The sequence below is a fragment of the Vibrio galatheae genome (assembly GCF_000967545.1).
Taxonomy (GTDB): Bacteria; Pseudomonadota; Gammaproteobacteria; order Enterobacterales; family Vibrionaceae; genus Vibrio; species Vibrio galatheae.
In genome coordinates, this window is sequence record NZ_JXXV01000016.1 from 235,424 (window position 1) to 249,895 (window position 14,472).

Here is a 14,472-nt window from a genome sequence, read left to right on the forward strand (position 1 = left end):
TATGTGCAAGGCTAAGCTCTAGCTATTTAAGTTCATACATCGCTGTTTAGTGATCAATTCATCGGCCATAAGTTGACCGCGGCTATTACGCATTTTTATGCGATAGCTAATTCCCACGTCCAGGTTGTTTCTCGTCTCTGTCGCTTGGCAGTATGTTTGAATACTGTTGTTTAAGACTTGAGCGGTTGGCTTTGCGCCTTTCGCGTCATCGTTATACACCATCATAATTTCAATCGTCGATCCTTTGGCGCTGGCACGCATGATGGATAGTGGCCCAGATTCGAGCGGCAACTCTGTTGAGAGTAAATTTGCTCGGCTTTGTGCAAGTAACTCCAGTTGTTTCTGGTTGTCAGTAGACGTTGAGGCACAACCGACTGCCAATGCAGCAAAGAGAACAACGGCGGTGGCTTTGAGCAAATGGGGCATCGTTAGAACACTTTCTTAAAGGGTTTGACGATGACTTTTTCGTAAACGCCCGCCTCAATATATGGATCGGCATCTGCCCATGCGTGTGCTTGCTGCAATGAATCAAACTCAGCAATCACCGTTGAACCTGTAAAGCCTGCTTCACCTGGATTATCAGAATCGATCGCAGGCATAGGACCTGCTGTTAACAGACGGCCTTCATCTTGCAGAGCTTGCAAGCGCTCAAGGTGGGCAGGGCGCACGCTTAGACGTTTTTCCAGAGAGTTTTCTACATCTTGTGAGAAGATGACGTACCACATGGTCTGATATCCTTATTTGCAGAGTATAATTACAGACGATCACTCTACCTTAACTGGCTTATTTTAAAAGCCTTAATAGCGAATATTTCGTAAACCACTAAGCAGCTTGAACAGGACGAGGTTTCCCTTCTCCATCAATCGCCACATAGTTAAACGTGGCATCGCAAACCATAAAGCGATCTTGTAAACCATCTTCTTTAACGGGTTTGACCCAAACTTCAAGATCGATGCTCATTGATGTACGCCCAATTTTGGTACACTCGCCGTAGCAGCAAACAACATCACCAACACGCACTGGCTTTTTAAAGGTGATACTCGATACGGACACAGTAACAATACGGCCAGAAGAGATTTCTTTGGCTAGAATACCTCCCGCCAAATCGAGTTGTGACATGATCCAACCACCAAAGATATCGCCGTTGGCATTAGTGTCGGCGGGCATGGCAAGGGTTCTGAGTAGAAGTTGTCCTTTCGGCGCAGTTTTTTCATTGCTCATGATAACATCCAATACAAACCAAACAGCGGCCAAGATGGCCGCTGTAAAAATTCAATTGTAACAAAACTATCAACTTATTCGCTAGACTTAGCCTCGGCATCTTCTTTCGCCATATGTTGATAGATGTAAACACCAGTAATTAGAGTAAAGCCTAGTGTAGCGGCGAGTAGGCCGAACACTTTGAAATTCACCCAGACGTCCAATGGCAGCGAAAATGCGACGTAAATGTTTAAACCAGCACACACCAAGAAAAACGCCACCCAAGCCCATGTGACTCTAGCCCAAATTAATTCGGGAAGGGTAATTTCTTTACCTAACATGCCTTTAATCGCGGATTTGCCAATAACATGGCTCACGGTCAAACCAATAGCAAAAATTAGGTAAACGAGGGTGACTTTCCACTTAATGAAATTGTCATCGTGGAGAAAAATAGTCATACCCCCGAAAATAGCGACCATTAGGAAAGTGATAACCTGCATCTTCTCCACTTTCTTGAACATCAGATAAGTGATGATGATTTGAACGGCTGTTGCGGCAATTAATGCCCCCGTCGCAACGTAAATGTCCTGCATCTTATACAGGACAAAGAAGATAATCAGTGGGATAAAGTCGAGAAGTTGTTTCATTGAATCATTCTAGTTCAGTCTCATTGAACTCATTCTAACCAAATTGTCGCCATTGGACAAAGCGGCTAGCAACAAGATTGCTCAATAAGTTTTCCTAACAAAACGTTAACGCGTTAAGAGTCGCTTGTAGTCTTCTAAGTAGCCTTCACTGCGCAAGTTGTCGATCGCGAATTGAAGCTCCTCATCGCTCATCGAAAAGCAACTCGATTTTCCAGTCATTCCATTCAAATATTCGTGGTATTCCAATTCGGTGAAATGCCCGATTCGATCGACCAGTAAACATTTTATTCCCTGATGAATAAGTCGATAGTATGTGTGACGTTGTACTTCCATATCCTGCTCCTAACACCCAACAGACGGGAAATTGCCGTTTGCTTCACCATGTTGGAAAAGTAAGCATATTCAATGCCAGCAATATAGGAGCGACACTAATCTAAAATAAGATTTAAAAACAATGAATTAAATTTGCCGTCACCTAAAATACTGACGGAACTGCAATCTGAGTGTCAAAATAGGAACGAGGTTGCCAATCAGTAACCAGCAACCATTCTTGATTAAGGCGTTGCTGATTGGTTTAGCGTCGATTGCAAAATTGTGTTCAGAGCTTCCTTGGTCGTGGGCTTAGTTAAACGACCATCCATGAGTTCACTCATACGCAGTAAGTCTCGTTCTCCTGACTCTCCGGACAAAGCGATAATTGGTATGCTTGGGTAGGAATGCTTGATGATGCTAGCTGCCTCATAACCGTTCATCACTGGCATTTGGATATCCATAAAAACCAAATCAATCGGGTTGCTGTGGATGATCTCAATAGCTACTTTACCGTTATTGGCTAATATGACGCCGTATCCCAGTTGTTCAAGATAGAGTTTGACGAGAGTGCGCTGAATCTCTTTATCGTCGACAACCAAGATCATATGGGACGGTGCGACATCAAGGTTCAGCTTTGTTGTTTGTTCAGCAGCAGGTTCGATAGGCAGCGACGTTTTCTTCTCTGGTGCTGCGAGTGGCTTAGCAACCTGATCAACGGCAATATTCGTCGCCGGAAAAGTAAGCTTAAATTCCGTGTATTGATTTAGCTCTGAATGACAACTGATTGAACCACCAAATGACGCCATCACTCGCTGGCAATAACCTAGCCCTAAACCACTACCGCCACTTTTGTTGTGACTGAAGAAGTCATCAAAGATACGTGCGAGCAAATTTTCGGGAATGCCCGGCCCTGTGTCGCGGAACCAGAGGTAATTCTCGTACTGACCTTTTTCTGTGCGGATTTGAATTTGGCTCTCCGGATAAGAGTCAAAATAATAGATAGCATTACGTAGTAAATTAAATAGAACAAAGTTAAACAAGGTGTCGTTGATTTTCACTACAAAGTTTTGTTCGATATCCAGTTTAATTCGTTGGCGATGTGTTTGGTGCTCGAAACCGTACAATTCAACCGTGGACTGAACAGCGCTGACAATCGATGTTGGTTCTGCTGGCTCTAATGCTAGGGATGAGTGGTTCACTTCTCTCAGGATAATGTCAATGAGCTGTTTGCCTCGATTGACGGCCTGCTTACCTTTGTTGGCATGATTCTGCAACGCTTGATTTGTAGGATCTGTCGCGATCAACTGATTGATATATTCAAATTCGAGTTGGGCTTGCGCCAATGGGTTACGCATCTCATGAGCAATAGAATTTGCTAGGGCTTGCGATTGTTTGATTTTAAGATCGGCATTGATATAGCCTTGCGCTTTTTTTAGCACGTCTTGCAGTGCTTGGATTTCCTCGCCAAAAAACAAGCGACCATTGTGCTTTTTACGCGCTATTAAGAGATGCGACACTTTATTTGTATGGTCAAAAATAGGCAGCACCATCGCGATATTGTTGGTATCCATTTGACGATAGAGTCTACGCAGTGACAATCGCTCCTTTTGACTTTTCAACTGAGGAATTGAGTCCTCAATCTCCTCTAACACAAGGACACTGTTGGTGTTGTTTAAATGTTTAGTGTACAACGGTTCGTCTTGAATATTGGAAACGAGCTGAATCGAATCATGGCTTACGCCAAGTATATCGGCGACTTGACGCAGTGGTTCATCAACCGATGTTTGGAAGTCATCCGCAAGGTGATAGATCTTTCTTTGCGGCGAAACGGCATCATTAAATATAAGCTTGCTCGCCAGTTGTTCGACATGTTTCTGGAGCCATTTCCAGCTTATTCCAGTAAACAGACTCGCCAATAAAATAGCGGTCAGAATGTTTTGCGTATCCGTTGCTTTGATAACAAATAGCAGAGGCAATGTGATAGCTACAACGGACAAAGATAAGGTCATTAGGCGGTATATGATGTGGCGACTGCTATAAAAACGCGATGTTACCAACGCATAACCCATGAGCATCATTTCAGAAATAGACAATGCGGGTGGTAACCAAGCCATTGAAAAATCGTCATATATCATTGGAATAACGACATGTATTGCTAGGGTCGAACTCATAAATACGCTAATACCAAACAGCATATAAAGTGATTTGATATGTTGCAGGGGTTTAGCGTTGCGTGAATACTGAATCACACACCTAAATGAGAGCAAGATGACGCAAAGTACGACCATAAAGAAATAAGAAGTCGATTCGCCAAACTGAATGACAAAATCACCAGCTTGTTGTATCGATATGCCTTGGATCATCTTGTAATTAGTTAGATTGGCTAGCACCACCGCGCTTGAAACGATGGCGAGCAACCCTGCTTCAATCTTGAATGTCTTCGATTTGGCTAGTAGTAAGCACACTAGATAAGCGCACGCGAAGGCAGAGTATGAGAGCAGGTTCGCCACCAAAGCGGCGATGATGGCGGGTTGTTCACCAAGCATCACTAATAGTGGAGAATAGAAATAGGCGTTACTTAGTATCCATCCCAGAATAGACAGTGAATAACATAGGTAGGGCAACTTAATGGCATTGAGCCGTGTGCCCGTTATCTGTTTCGTTGACTTAAGAAAGTAGATGTTCCATTGAAGAACGACTAGCGATACCAATGAAAGCAAAATAAATACAGGGTGCAACTGCAGATTATTTAAGGAATCAAGCATCATTTACCTCATTGTTGCACACTTTATTTCTCACCATTTGCTTATACTGTCGAAAATCGATGGAAGAGTATTGGAAGTTAAACTCTTCTATAAGCCACATTCCTCGATATGTGGGATTCGAGCCAGGTTCGATAGCATAACAACCCGTATCTATGTAGGCATCACTCCCCAGTTGGGCGTAAAAGTTCAGCAACCATGGGTTATCTATAATCGTATAGGCGCAGCGATATCCCGCCTGTTTCAGACAATTAGCCATCGCTTTTTGCGCCAAATAGAGCAAGTAAAGACGCTGCATTTTCTGCCCAGCGGTGGTTAAGCGTAGAATCTCACACAATGACGTTTCATCATTGATGCTGCTAATACACTGGTTGTCAAAGCTTTGTAGCGTTTTGGCTTGCGCTGATAGCGAGGTAAAAGCACCAGTGTTAGTTAACTTTTTCACTGTCAGCTCATTGAAAAGGCAGTGCCAATTATTGTGCTGGAAAAATTCGCTATGACTTAGCCATTGCTTATATCTGCTGCCACAGGTAATCATCGCGCTTGACGCCAAGCATGGATACTTAGCCTCATTTGGATTGTGGAGGAGGATAAAGTGGCAGCCTTGCGCAGAGAGATCCAGCAGTGGTAGTAGTTCGTACCAACCTTGCTCTAGAACAAATAGGTCAATATTGGCTAAACAGACCGCGTCACGTAGGCTAAACAGCCCTTCTTTGTGGGGTGAATAAACCTGTAGGGAAGAGCATTTGATATCTTCAACTAACAAGCCTTGGTATTCATCATCGATGAACGTCATGCCTGGCGTAAAGTTGGCGGCACTTGAGCGACGTTGAATGATAGTATCAAGCTCAATATACGCCCACATTCTAGATATTGAATCGAAGTGCTTAAGTGCGACTTGTTCTAGTACTTCATTGAGACGTTTTGGTGCGCAACTGGTCGCTGTCCCGCCGCGTTGCACTAAACTTTTGTACTCGGGTGTGTTGTAAATAGTCCGCAAATTAGATTGTGCTAACTCTGGTCTTAATCCAATTGCCATTTGACGTCTTTTGTTCACCAGCGAGTGGAACAAGTCTCGATAATGGTATACAGAGTTAGGATCAGTGAGGCTGAGAAATAGTTTATTTCGCTCAGCATCGGTTAAGACATCTTGTGCTAAACAAGCTGTGAGTTTGGAAAATAGGGTCATATGCCATAGCCAACGTTTTTATCATTATTTAGATGCATAGCACTGTTTGTGCCTTGCTTTATTTATAAATCTGACTTGATTATGTAGAACGCCAATCTTCTATGCAATACATCTAATATGATATTTGTAGCCCGATCTCACTAAATATCAGTCATGATAATCAGTGAGTGCGGAGTTGGTTGTTGGTCGTAGTGAAATTTGGGCTGGTGGCGGATCTAGCGCTTGCAAGGTGGCTCGAAAGGATTTCTTATTTACATCAAAACCTTAATTGATGTTTTTCCTGTTTTTGGATTAATAATCTGATAAGAATGTCAGTATCATTAAAATATTCTGGTTGTGTTTGGATTTTAGCGCCGATTATTGGTATAAATTCTAAGTCTAAAGCTTTCTATGTTGTTGTTTTTTAGACTGAATTGGACTCATTATAGAAAAAAGTTGGCGAAAATCATGAGCTTGGCATACACTTCCAGAGTAAAGCCGATATGTTGTTGATTGGCTTGGTGAAATGTTTTGGTGCTGCCTTGGGGCGGCAATGTTTAACACAGCTTTGAGGAAAGTTTTATGGCGCTCACAAAGGCCGATTTGGCTGAGAACCTGTTTGAAAAGCTCGGATACAGTAAACGGGACGCCAAGGAAACGGTTGAGGCGTTTTTCGAAGAGATTCGTAAGGCACTGGAAAGTGGCGAACAGGTAAAACTGTCTGGATTCGGTAATTTTGATCTTCGTGATAAAAATGAACGTCCAGGTCGCAACCCCAAGACAGGTGAAGACATTCCAATCAGTGCACGTCGAGTAGTGACCTTCCGCCCGGGGCAAAAACTAAAAGCCCGCGTTGAAAATATTAAGGTTGACTAACGTCTCACGAGCCTAAGATAAACACTCAGGGGCTAGGTAAATACCCAGAATTCCCCAATGAAAAACACCCCAGCCAAGGCTAGGGTGTTTTTGTATATGCGTGATGAAAACAACCGCTTAGTCGCGCTTCCACAACGCATGACAGAACTTATGCTCAGGATCTCGGCTGATCAATAAACGTGCGAAAACATCATCTAAGACATCGTCATCTTCGTTAACTAGACCAATACGGACTTCTGCATAAACTTCTTTGTCTACATCGAAGCCAACATGTTCAACCCAGTCATCACCTGTTTCTACAAGCTCTGCAGCACCACGTTCATCAAATTGCGCGGTGAATAGAATTACGTCTGCTGGCTCTAAGTTGTCAGGTGCCATTTCCAAGAAGATGTCGTACGCAGTATCGATTGCGTCATCGTAAGAGATTAAATCCGCCATCTTAAGCGCGGCTCATGTACTTACGTTCAGTCGTGTTGATCACGATGCGGTCACCTGTTGCGATGTACTCAGGTACTTGTACAGTCAAGCCAGTAGAAAAACGAGCTGGTTTAGTACGAGCTGACGCTGACGCGCCCTTGATTGACGGGTCTGTTTCTTCGATGACAAGCTCAACAGACGCCGGTAATTCTAGGCCTACCGCGTTACCGTTGACCAAAATGACGTGAAGGCCTTGGATCTCTTCCGTAATAAACTGAAGTTCATCGGCAATGTCATCTTGTTTGAATGTGTACTGAGTGTAATCTTCATTGTCCATAAAGATATACTCATCGCCATCTACGTATGAGAATGAAGAAGCGCGCTTAAACATATCAACGGTTTCAAGCACGTCGTCAGATTTGTAGCGTTCATCAACGCGAGCACCTGTCGTTAGGTCAGTACAACGTAGCTTGTAGATCTTAGCGCCGCCACGGCCACCAGGAGTCGTTACTTCGATGTCTTTGATTAATAATGTTTTACCGTTAGATTCGATAGCAAAACCTTTTTTAAGCTCACTCGCCTTTGGCATGAACAATTTCCTTCGTATGTTAGGTATTAGCGCGATTATATACCGAGTCACTAGTTGAAGGAATATCTTGATTGATCCTCTTTGGTGAGCGAACATTAACGAATTCAGTTCGATTATTTTGTGTTATCAATCAAATGCATCTTTCCACTATTAGCCGTGAGCAGCCTTTTCAGCCTCAATACCAACCTGCTATCGATGAATTGGTCAGTTTTCTGCGCAATGGCTTAGGGGACAACCTGCACAGTATATATTTGTATGGTAGCGTGGCGCGTAAAACCGCGAAACTGGGTTTGTCTAATCTCGATGTGATTGTGGTCACTCATGCATCGTTTAGCAATTTAAGAACGACGTTATTTAACTCTATTAAGTGGCGCTTTCAAAAGTCGCATCCATTCATTACCGAAGTGTCGTTTAAAACGGCCCTCGCTGCAGAAGTTGCCAGTTTAGATAGTATTTTTTCGTGGGGTTTCCAGCTTAGGCATTGCTCAGTGTGCATCTTTGGTGAAGATTTGTCGGAATGCTTTGGAGACTATGAACCGAGTTGGGAAATTGCTAAGCATTGGAATATGGATGTCGAAGACTGGGTCGCTGTATATCGGAATCGCATTGCTCGCTGCGATAAAGCGGAAGATCAAATCAAAGCGCAGAAGATTATCGCTAAGAAGTTACTGCGTGCGAGTTATTCGTTGGTTATGTACAAAGATAAAAGATGGTTTGACGACCCATTGGAATGTGGTCAGAGGTTTCTTCGTTACTACCCTGACAAGCAAATAGAAATTGAACGCTTAGGGATTTTATTGTCAGGCCGTTTGATCGCAAAGCGTTCGGTCATTGGTATTCTTGATGGCTTTGGCGATTGGCTTGCAAAGCAATACAAAAAAACTGAATTTAGAATCGGTTGACGCCCATATTTGTGAAGTTTTTATCTATTCTTTGAATGCATGTGATACGTTGATTCTGTCACTCAAGAGGAGGATGTATGCAGGTTCACGCTAAGGGGGGGAGTTTTTCGGTTGTTAGAACGCAATGGTTCAGCCGATATCTGTTTCCTTCGCTCCTCGCAATTCGTGAAGGTATGGTGTGTATTATTCCATGCCTAATGATCTCTTCTTTTTCTCTTTTCATCGCCTGTATTGGAGAGTTTTTTACTCACAGCACTGATAGCTGGGTGGGGCATTTTTACGCAATTGGCTTACGTTCCGAATGATTCTGGTGTGTTAGTACAAGGCTGGTACTATTCTAAGTCACTGCCACTGAGTAAGCTGATTGATTATACAAAATCACTTAAAACAGCCCCAGTTGTGGTTCACTTAAAGTAGCAAAATCCAACCCGATAAAGGGCAAAATGGCTTCTGCGACGGGTTTGAGTTGTTTGTCGATATAATGTTGATAGTCGATGGCGCTATTTTGGTACTCCTTCGGCTCTGGGCCTGCAAGAGTCATGACATATTCAATTCGGCCTTTATTTTGATACTGCAATGGCCGCCCTAGACGTTCGTTAATCTCATCCGCCATGCGCGCTGCACGTACCTGAGGTGGTATGTTCTTTTGATACTCGTGCAGTTTTCTTCTTAGGCGCTTTTGATAGACCAGTTTGTCGTCGAACTCGCCTGACTGAGTTTGCTCGACGAAGTGACGCACAAAATCGCTCGGATTCTCACTATGAAAAACCATTGCGTACAGGGTTTGTTGGAACTCTTGTGCCAGTGGCGTCCAGTCCGTTCTCGCACTTTCTAGGCCCTTAAAGACAATGCGTTCATCGCTACCATCGCCAATCAAACCTGCGTAACGCTTTTTTGAACCTGTCTCCTGACCGCGAATAGTCGGCATTAAAAACTTTTTATAATGGGTTTCGTACTCGAGTTCTAATATCGAGTTGAGGTTGTACTCTTGTCGTAAATGATGACTCCACCACTGGTTAATGTAGGTAACCAGTTCATTACCAATGTCATCGGCTTGGGCTTGGCTAAACTGGCCATTGAGCGAAACGAAGGTCGAGTCAGTATCTCCGTAAATCACTTGATAGCCTTTGGCTTCGATCAACTGCTTAGTTTGCTTCATGATTTCATGCCCACGCATGGTAATACTTGACGCAAGGCGAGTATCAAAAAAGCGGCAACCTGAAGAGCCCAGTACTCCGTAAAACGAGTTCATGATAATTTTAATTGCTTGTGAGAAAGCTTGTTCATTATTTTTCTTTGCTACGTCTCTGGCTGCCCATAACGTCTCGATCATTTGCGGAAGAAAGTGGTGAGTTCGATGAAATTGGCCACCACGAAAGCCGGGCACCGCTTGAGTAGAGTCTTTGCCTATCTCGAGTTGTAATCCTTCAATCAATCCCATTGGATCAATAAGAAAGCTACGAATAATTGAAGGGTAAAGGCTCTTAAAATCTAATACTAATACCGAGTCATACAGGTTAGGGATAGAGTCCATTACATAACCACCTGGACTTGCCAACCAATCTTCAGAGCGAAGATTTGGCGCTATGTAGCCAGCTCGGTGTATTTGCGGGAGGTATAGATTGGTAAACGCCGCAACTGATCCACCAACACGATCAAGCTCTACGCCAGTCAACTTGGCGCGTTCAATCGCAAACTCAAGTAAATGAGTATGAGCAAAGATTTTATTCACCAGCGCGCAGTCTTGCAGGTTGTATTTTGCTAAAGAAGGTTTGTCATGGCTAAACATATGATTAATTTCGGCCATGCGGTCATGAACATTATGGATCTGTTTACCTTCGCCTAACAGTTGTTGGGAAACCGCTTCTAGAGACCAACTGCGAAAGTGGTAAGTCGCTGTTTTTAGTGCGTCGATACCATCAATCACAACGCGTCCCGGGATCGAAATAAAGGCTTGCTGGCTGGTGTTGGATGTACGAAAAAAACTTGCTTGATACCCGCGGCCAAGTGTCAGCTTGACTTGATTCCAGTCTGCACGTTTATGCAGCAATCTAAAATCGAAATCGATAACGTTCCAGCCAATGACAACGTCAGGGTCATAGCGCGCAAACCAATCCACTAAGGCGTGCAGTAACTGTTTTTCATTGTCGACCCATTGAATGTTAGTTTCAGCAGGTTCTATGGGCCCTACCATGATGACGCGACTGTCCATTGGGCTATCTAAACCAATGGAGTAAAGAACGCCTTTTTCAGAACACTCGATATCAAGCGAGACAACGTCGAGATCAGGAGTGTACTCCCCAGTGCGGCACTTCACTTGATTGAAGCGACGATGTGATTTAGTTGCCTGTGTAATCCCCGTAAATTCAAGGCTACCTTTAATAAATCTTTCCATTAGATAGCGATCGGCGAGACGGATATCGTCCTCAAGAACCAATATATCATTGCGCTTAAGGCATTCACTGGCTGTTTGAGATTGTTTAATCGTCTGGCAATAGCATGCGGCTAGTGGTTGCAAATCAAAACTTTTGAGGGGTAGAGGTTTCCAAGTAATTGACAGATCTTGAGTGACACTTTTCGCTTTTTCAACATCGGCTTGCAGCACAAAGAACACAGGTTGCTCCGCTTCAATGATTAATTGAGTCGGCCCCTCTGGTGTTGCTAACCAAAGATCAATCTGAGTTGTACCCCTGACATCACGAGCTTGTCGCGTGAGTATGAATCCATGTTGAATAGTCATGTAGAATTTTATTTAGAGACCCGCGCTAAACACCTGCGCCGCTAGAGTAGCATAAGCTCAGAGCGTTAAATAGCAACAGCAATGATTGTCGTTTTTACATAGATTTTTCTGATACAAAAACAAGCAAATTTTCAAGGTAACCATTTGATTACTAAATTAATAACAACTTAGATACCAGTTATGAAAATAAGTACTTGCTAAAGTTTGCATTTAAGCACATATTCAGGGGAAGCGAAAAATAGTGTTTTAAGTTAAACTATGCAGTTGTACTGTGAACCAATATTCGGTTACACAGCTAAGCGAAGTTGAAGTAGTGTGGAGATACAAGTTTGATAAATGTTTTCCTTGTAGATGATCACGAGCTGGTTCGCACAGGGATACGACGTATTATTGAAGACGTCCGTGGGATGAACGTAGCAGGGGAAGCTGAAAGCGGTGAAGAAGCAGTAAAATGGTGTCGAAGCAACCATGCTGACGTCATTTTAATGGATATGAATATGCCGGGAATTGGTGGTTTAGAAGCGACCAAGAAGATCCTGCGTTTTAATCCTGATGTGAGAATCATCGTTTTAACTGTTCATACGGAAAATCCGTTTCCAACAAAAGTGATGCAAGCAGGTGCCGCAGGTTACCTGACTAAAGGCGCAGGGCCAGATGAAATGGTCAATGCGATTCGTATGGTGAATAGTGGCCAGCGCTATATTTCACCGGAAATTGCTCAGCAGATGGCACTTAGCCAATTTTCTCCCGCATCGGAGAACCCTTTTGCCGACTTGTCTGAGCGTGAGCTGCAAATCATGATGATGATTACCAAAGGGGAAAAGGTGACTGACATTTCAGAGCAGTTGAATCTGAGCCCTAAAACGGTAAACAGCTACCGCTACCGCCTATTCAATAAATTAGACATTAGTGGTGACGTTGAATTGACTCATCTAGCAATTCGACATGGAATGATCGACACCGAAACATTATAAGGTTCCATTACCATCAATGTTTTACAGATCCAATTTATGGTAATGGTATGAGCCAATTTGACTCGGCCTCGTTCCTCAGAACTGTAACCAATCAGCCTGGCGTTTATCGTATGTATAATGCCGAGGCTGTGGTTATTTATGTTGGTAAAGCCAAAGACCTCAAAAAGCGTTTATCGAGCTATTTCCGAACTAAGGTAGATAGTGAAAAAACGCGCGCCCTCGTCAGTAATATTGCCAAAATCGATGTCACTGTTACTCATACAGAGACAGAAGCGTTGATCCTTGAGCACAATTATATTAAGCAGTATTTACCTAAATATAATGTCTTACTGCGCGACGATAAATCGTACCCGTATATCTTTATAAGTGGTCATAAGCACCCTAGGCTCTCCATGCATCGTGGTGCGAAAAAGCGCAAAGGTGAGTATTTTGGTCCTTACCCAGATTCAGGTGCGGTACGGGAAACACTCCATCTAATCCAAAAAATCTTCCCGGTTCGTCAATGCGAAGATACGGTATACAGTAACCGGACTCGACCATGCCTTATGTATCAAATTGGACGTTGCGCGGCACCTTGTGTGAGCAGTGTGATATCGGATGAAGAATACACTGAGCTGGTGGATTTAGTCCGCCTGTTCTTACAAGGCAAAGATCAACAAGTGCTCAGTTCATTGGTTGATAAAATGGAGCTGGCGAGTCAATCATTACGCTTTGAAGATGCCGCTAAGTTTCGTGACCAAATTCAAGCCATTCGCCGTGTGCAGGAACAGCAATTTGTTTCTGAAGACTCAATGGATGATATGGATGTGCTTGGTTTCGCACAAGAGAATGGCATAGCGTGTATTCATATCCTTATGATTCGCCAAGGCAAAGTACTAGGCAGCCGTAGCCACTTCCCGAAAATTCCTAATAGCACCACTAAACAAGAAGTGTTTTATAGCTTTTTAAGTCAATATTACTTAAGCCACAATGAAGCACGTACGATACCGACCCGTATTATTCTAAATACTGGTTTGATGGATGATGCTCAGCCGTTGGAAGAAGCGCTAACAGGGATTGCTGGAAGACGGGTACATTTTCATGTCAACCCTACAGGCACGCGTGGTGGGTACCTCAAGTTGTCCAATACCAACGCACTCACGGCGATCACAACCAAGATTAATCACAAAATGACTATCTCTCAGCGGTTTAAAGAGCTGCGAGAGTTGCTGGGTATGGAAAGCATCACGCGTATGGAATGTTTTGATATCTCTCATACGATGGGGGAGAGCACCATTGCATCGTGTGTTGTGTTTAATCAAGAAGGCCCGGTCAAACAAGAGTATCGTCGCTACAATATTTCAGGTATCACTGGTGGCGATGATTATGCTGCTATGGGTCAAGCGTTAGAGCGCCGTTATTCCAAGCAGCTCGAAGTGGAAAAAATTCCTGATATTGTCTTTATTGATGGCGGGAAAGGTCAGCTTAATCGCGCGCATGAAATCATCTCGCAGTATTGGGGAGATTGGCCTAAGCGGCCTCATTTAATCGGCATTGCGAAAGGTGTGACGCGTAAACCTGGCCTAGAAACTTTAATTACGACCGACGGAGAAGAGTTTAACCTGCCCAGCGATGCCCCAGCGCTACACCTGATGCAACATATTCGAGATGAAAGCCATAATCACGCCATTGCAGGGCATAGAGCTAAGCGTGGTAAAACCCGCAGAACCAGTGCGCTCGAAGGTATCGAAGGGGTCGGTCCCAAACGTCGTCAAGCGTTGCTGAAATATATGGGTGGTTTGCAAGAACTCAAACGAGCAAGTGTTGAAGAAATCGCCAAAGTGCCGGGTATTAGTACTTCTTTGGCAGAAAACATTTATCAAGCATTGAAACAATAGCAAAAATC

At 43.6% G+C, this 14,472-nt stretch carries 15 protein-coding genes; 5 read left to right on the forward strand and 10 right to left on the reverse strand.

What is annotated here, in order from left to right; genetic code table 11:
- Positions 1 to 18: 18 nt before the first annotated feature.
- From TW81_RS09630 to TW81_RS09660, 7 genes are all read right to left on the reverse strand, one after another.
- Positions 19 to 426, reverse strand: coding sequence for a GspS/AspS pilotin family protein (locus TW81_RS09630; protein ID WP_045955498.1), 408 nt, complete (start codon positions 424 to 426; stop codon positions 19 to 21).
- 2 nt (positions 427 to 428) lie between these two features.
- Positions 429 to 725 carry a YciI family protein gene (locus TW81_RS09635; RefSeq protein WP_045955499.1) on the reverse strand — a complete coding sequence of 99 codons (297 nt, stop codon included), beginning with the start codon at positions 723 to 725 and terminating at the stop codon, positions 429 to 431.
- A gap of 97 nt (positions 726 to 822) precedes the next feature.
- Entirely contained in the window at positions 823 to 1,221 is a 399-nt protein-coding gene (gene yciA / locus TW81_RS09640; RefSeq protein WP_045955500.1) for an acyl-CoA thioester hydrolase YciA, read from the reverse strand.
- A 74-nt stretch (positions 1,222 to 1,295) separates the two neighbouring features.
- Positions 1,296 to 1,847, reverse strand: coding sequence for a septation protein A (locus TW81_RS09645; RefSeq protein ID WP_045955501.1), 552 nt, complete (start codon positions 1,845 to 1,847; stop codon positions 1,296 to 1,298).
- A 105-nt stretch (positions 1,848 to 1,952) separates the two neighbouring features.
- Positions 1,953 to 2,180, reverse strand: coding sequence for a hypothetical protein (locus TW81_RS09650; RefSeq protein WP_045955502.1), 228 nt, complete (start codon positions 2,178 to 2,180; stop codon positions 1,953 to 1,955).
- Between the two features lie 221 nt (positions 2,181 to 2,401).
- A complete protein-coding gene (locus tag TW81_RS09655; protein WP_338061731.1) occupies positions 2,402 to 4,927 on the reverse strand; it encodes a response regulator in 2,526 nt (841 codons plus the stop codon).
- A complete protein-coding gene (locus tag TW81_RS09660; RefSeq protein WP_045955504.1) occupies positions 4,917 to 6,110 on the reverse strand; it encodes an acyl-homoserine-lactone synthase in 1,194 nt (397 codons plus the stop codon). Before TW81_RS09660 ends, TW81_RS09655 begins: the two co-directional genes overlap by 11 nt.
- Before the next feature lie 561 nt (positions 6,111 to 6,671).
- Here TW81_RS09660 and ihfA point away from each other — a divergent pair.
- Positions 6,672 to 6,965, forward strand: a complete 294-nt coding sequence (gene ihfA, locus TW81_RS09665; RefSeq protein WP_004746689.1) for an integration host factor subunit alpha — start codon at positions 6,672 to 6,674, stop codon at positions 6,963 to 6,965.
- 117 nt (positions 6,966 to 7,082) lie between these two features.
- Here the strand turns inward: ihfA and TW81_RS09670 are convergent, their stop codons facing one another.
- Both TW81_RS09670 and yeiP read right to left on the reverse strand, forming a co-directional pair.
- Positions 7,083 to 7,403: an HI1450 family dsDNA-mimic protein gene (locus TW81_RS09670; RefSeq protein ID WP_045955505.1), complete on the reverse strand. Its 321-nt coding sequence runs from the start codon at positions 7,401 to 7,403 to the stop codon at positions 7,083 to 7,085.
- 1 nt (position 7,404) lies between these two features.
- A complete protein-coding gene (gene yeiP, locus TW81_RS09675) occupies positions 7,405 to 7,971 on the reverse strand; it encodes an elongation factor P-like protein YeiP (RefSeq protein WP_045955506.1) in 567 nt (188 codons plus the stop codon).
- A gap of 134 nt (positions 7,972 to 8,105) precedes the next feature.
- On the opposite strand from yeiP, the gene TW81_RS09680 reads away from it, so the two are divergent.
- Positions 8,106 to 8,873 (forward strand): nucleotidyltransferase domain-containing protein, encoded by a 768-nt coding sequence (locus TW81_RS09680; RefSeq protein ID WP_045955685.1) that lies wholly within the window; start codon positions 8,106 to 8,108, stop codon positions 8,871 to 8,873.
- Between the two features lie 77 nt (positions 8,874 to 8,950).
- Complete coding sequence (locus tag TW81_RS19050; protein WP_084715843.1) at positions 8,951 to 9,178, forward strand: hypothetical protein; 228 nt, start codon at positions 8,951 to 8,953, stop codon at positions 9,176 to 9,178.
- 77 nt (positions 9,179 to 9,255) lie between these two features.
- Here the strand turns inward: TW81_RS19050 and TW81_RS09685 are convergent, their stop codons facing one another.
- A complete protein-coding gene (locus TW81_RS09685) occupies positions 9,256 to 11,613 on the reverse strand; it encodes a DNA polymerase II (protein WP_045955507.1) in 2,358 nt (785 codons plus the stop codon).
- Positions 11,614 to 11,942: 329 nt separating this feature from the next.
- On the opposite strand from TW81_RS09685, the gene uvrY reads away from it, so the two are divergent.
- Together uvrY and uvrC are read left to right on the forward strand one after the other, a co-directional pair.
- A complete protein-coding gene (gene uvrY / locus TW81_RS09690; protein WP_045955508.1) occupies positions 11,943 to 12,587 on the forward strand; it encodes a UvrY/SirA/GacA family response regulator transcription factor in 645 nt (214 codons plus the stop codon).
- A gap of 47 nt (positions 12,588 to 12,634) precedes the next feature.
- Entirely contained in the window at positions 12,635 to 14,464 is a 1,830-nt protein-coding gene (gene uvrC / locus TW81_RS09695; protein WP_045955509.1) for an excinuclease ABC subunit UvrC, read from the forward strand.
- Positions 14,465 to 14,472 lie beyond the last annotated feature (8 nt).

Bases quoted from the DNA above. Each gene is read 5' to 3' on its own strand.
- TW81_RS09630 (WP_045955498.1), bottom strand. From the start codon at position 426: ATGCCCCATTTGCTCAAAGCCACCGCCGTTGTTCTCTTTGCTGCATTG.
- ihfA (WP_004746689.1), top strand. From the start codon at position 6,672: ATGGCGCTCACAAAGGCCGATTTGGCTGAGAACCTGTTTGAAAAGCTC.
- TW81_RS09650 (WP_045955502.1), bottom strand. From the start codon at position 2,180: ATGGAAGTACAACGTCACACATACTATCGACTTATTCATCAGGGAATA.
- TW81_RS09680 (WP_045955685.1), top strand. From the start codon at position 8,106: ATGCATCTTTCCACTATTAGCCGTGAGCAGCCTTTTCAGCCTCAATAC.
- TW81_RS09670 (WP_045955505.1), bottom strand. From the start codon at position 7,403: ATGGCGGATTTAATCTCTTACGATGACGCAATCGATACTGCGTACGAC.
- uvrC (WP_045955509.1), top strand. From the start codon at position 12,635: ATGAGCCAATTTGACTCGGCCTCGTTCCTCAGAACTGTAACCAATCAG.
- TW81_RS09645 (WP_045955501.1), bottom strand. From the start codon at position 1,847: ATGAAACAACTTCTCGACTTTATCCCACTGATTATCTTCTTTGTCCTG.
- TW81_RS09685 (WP_045955507.1), bottom strand. From the start codon at position 11,613: ATGACTATTCAACATGGATTCATACTCACGCGACAAGCTCGTGATGTC.
- TW81_RS19050 (WP_084715843.1), top strand. From the start codon at position 8,951: ATGCAGGTTCACGCTAAGGGGGGGAGTTTTTCGGTTGTTAGAACGCAA.
- TW81_RS09655 (WP_338061731.1), bottom strand. From the start codon at position 4,927: ATGATGCTTGATTCCTTAAATAATCTGCAGTTGCACCCTGTATTTATT.
- yeiP (WP_045955506.1), bottom strand. From the start codon at position 7,971: ATGCCAAAGGCGAGTGAGCTTAAAAAAGGTTTTGCTATCGAATCTAAC.
- TW81_RS09660 (WP_045955504.1), bottom strand. From the start codon at position 6,110: ATGACCCTATTTTCCAAACTCACAGCTTGTTTAGCACAAGATGTCTTA.
- TW81_RS09635 (WP_045955499.1), bottom strand. From the start codon at position 725: ATGTGGTACGTCATCTTCTCACAAGATGTAGAAAACTCTCTGGAAAAA.
- yciA (WP_045955500.1), bottom strand. From the start codon at position 1,221: ATGAGCAATGAAAAAACTGCGCCGAAAGGACAACTTCTACTCAGAACC.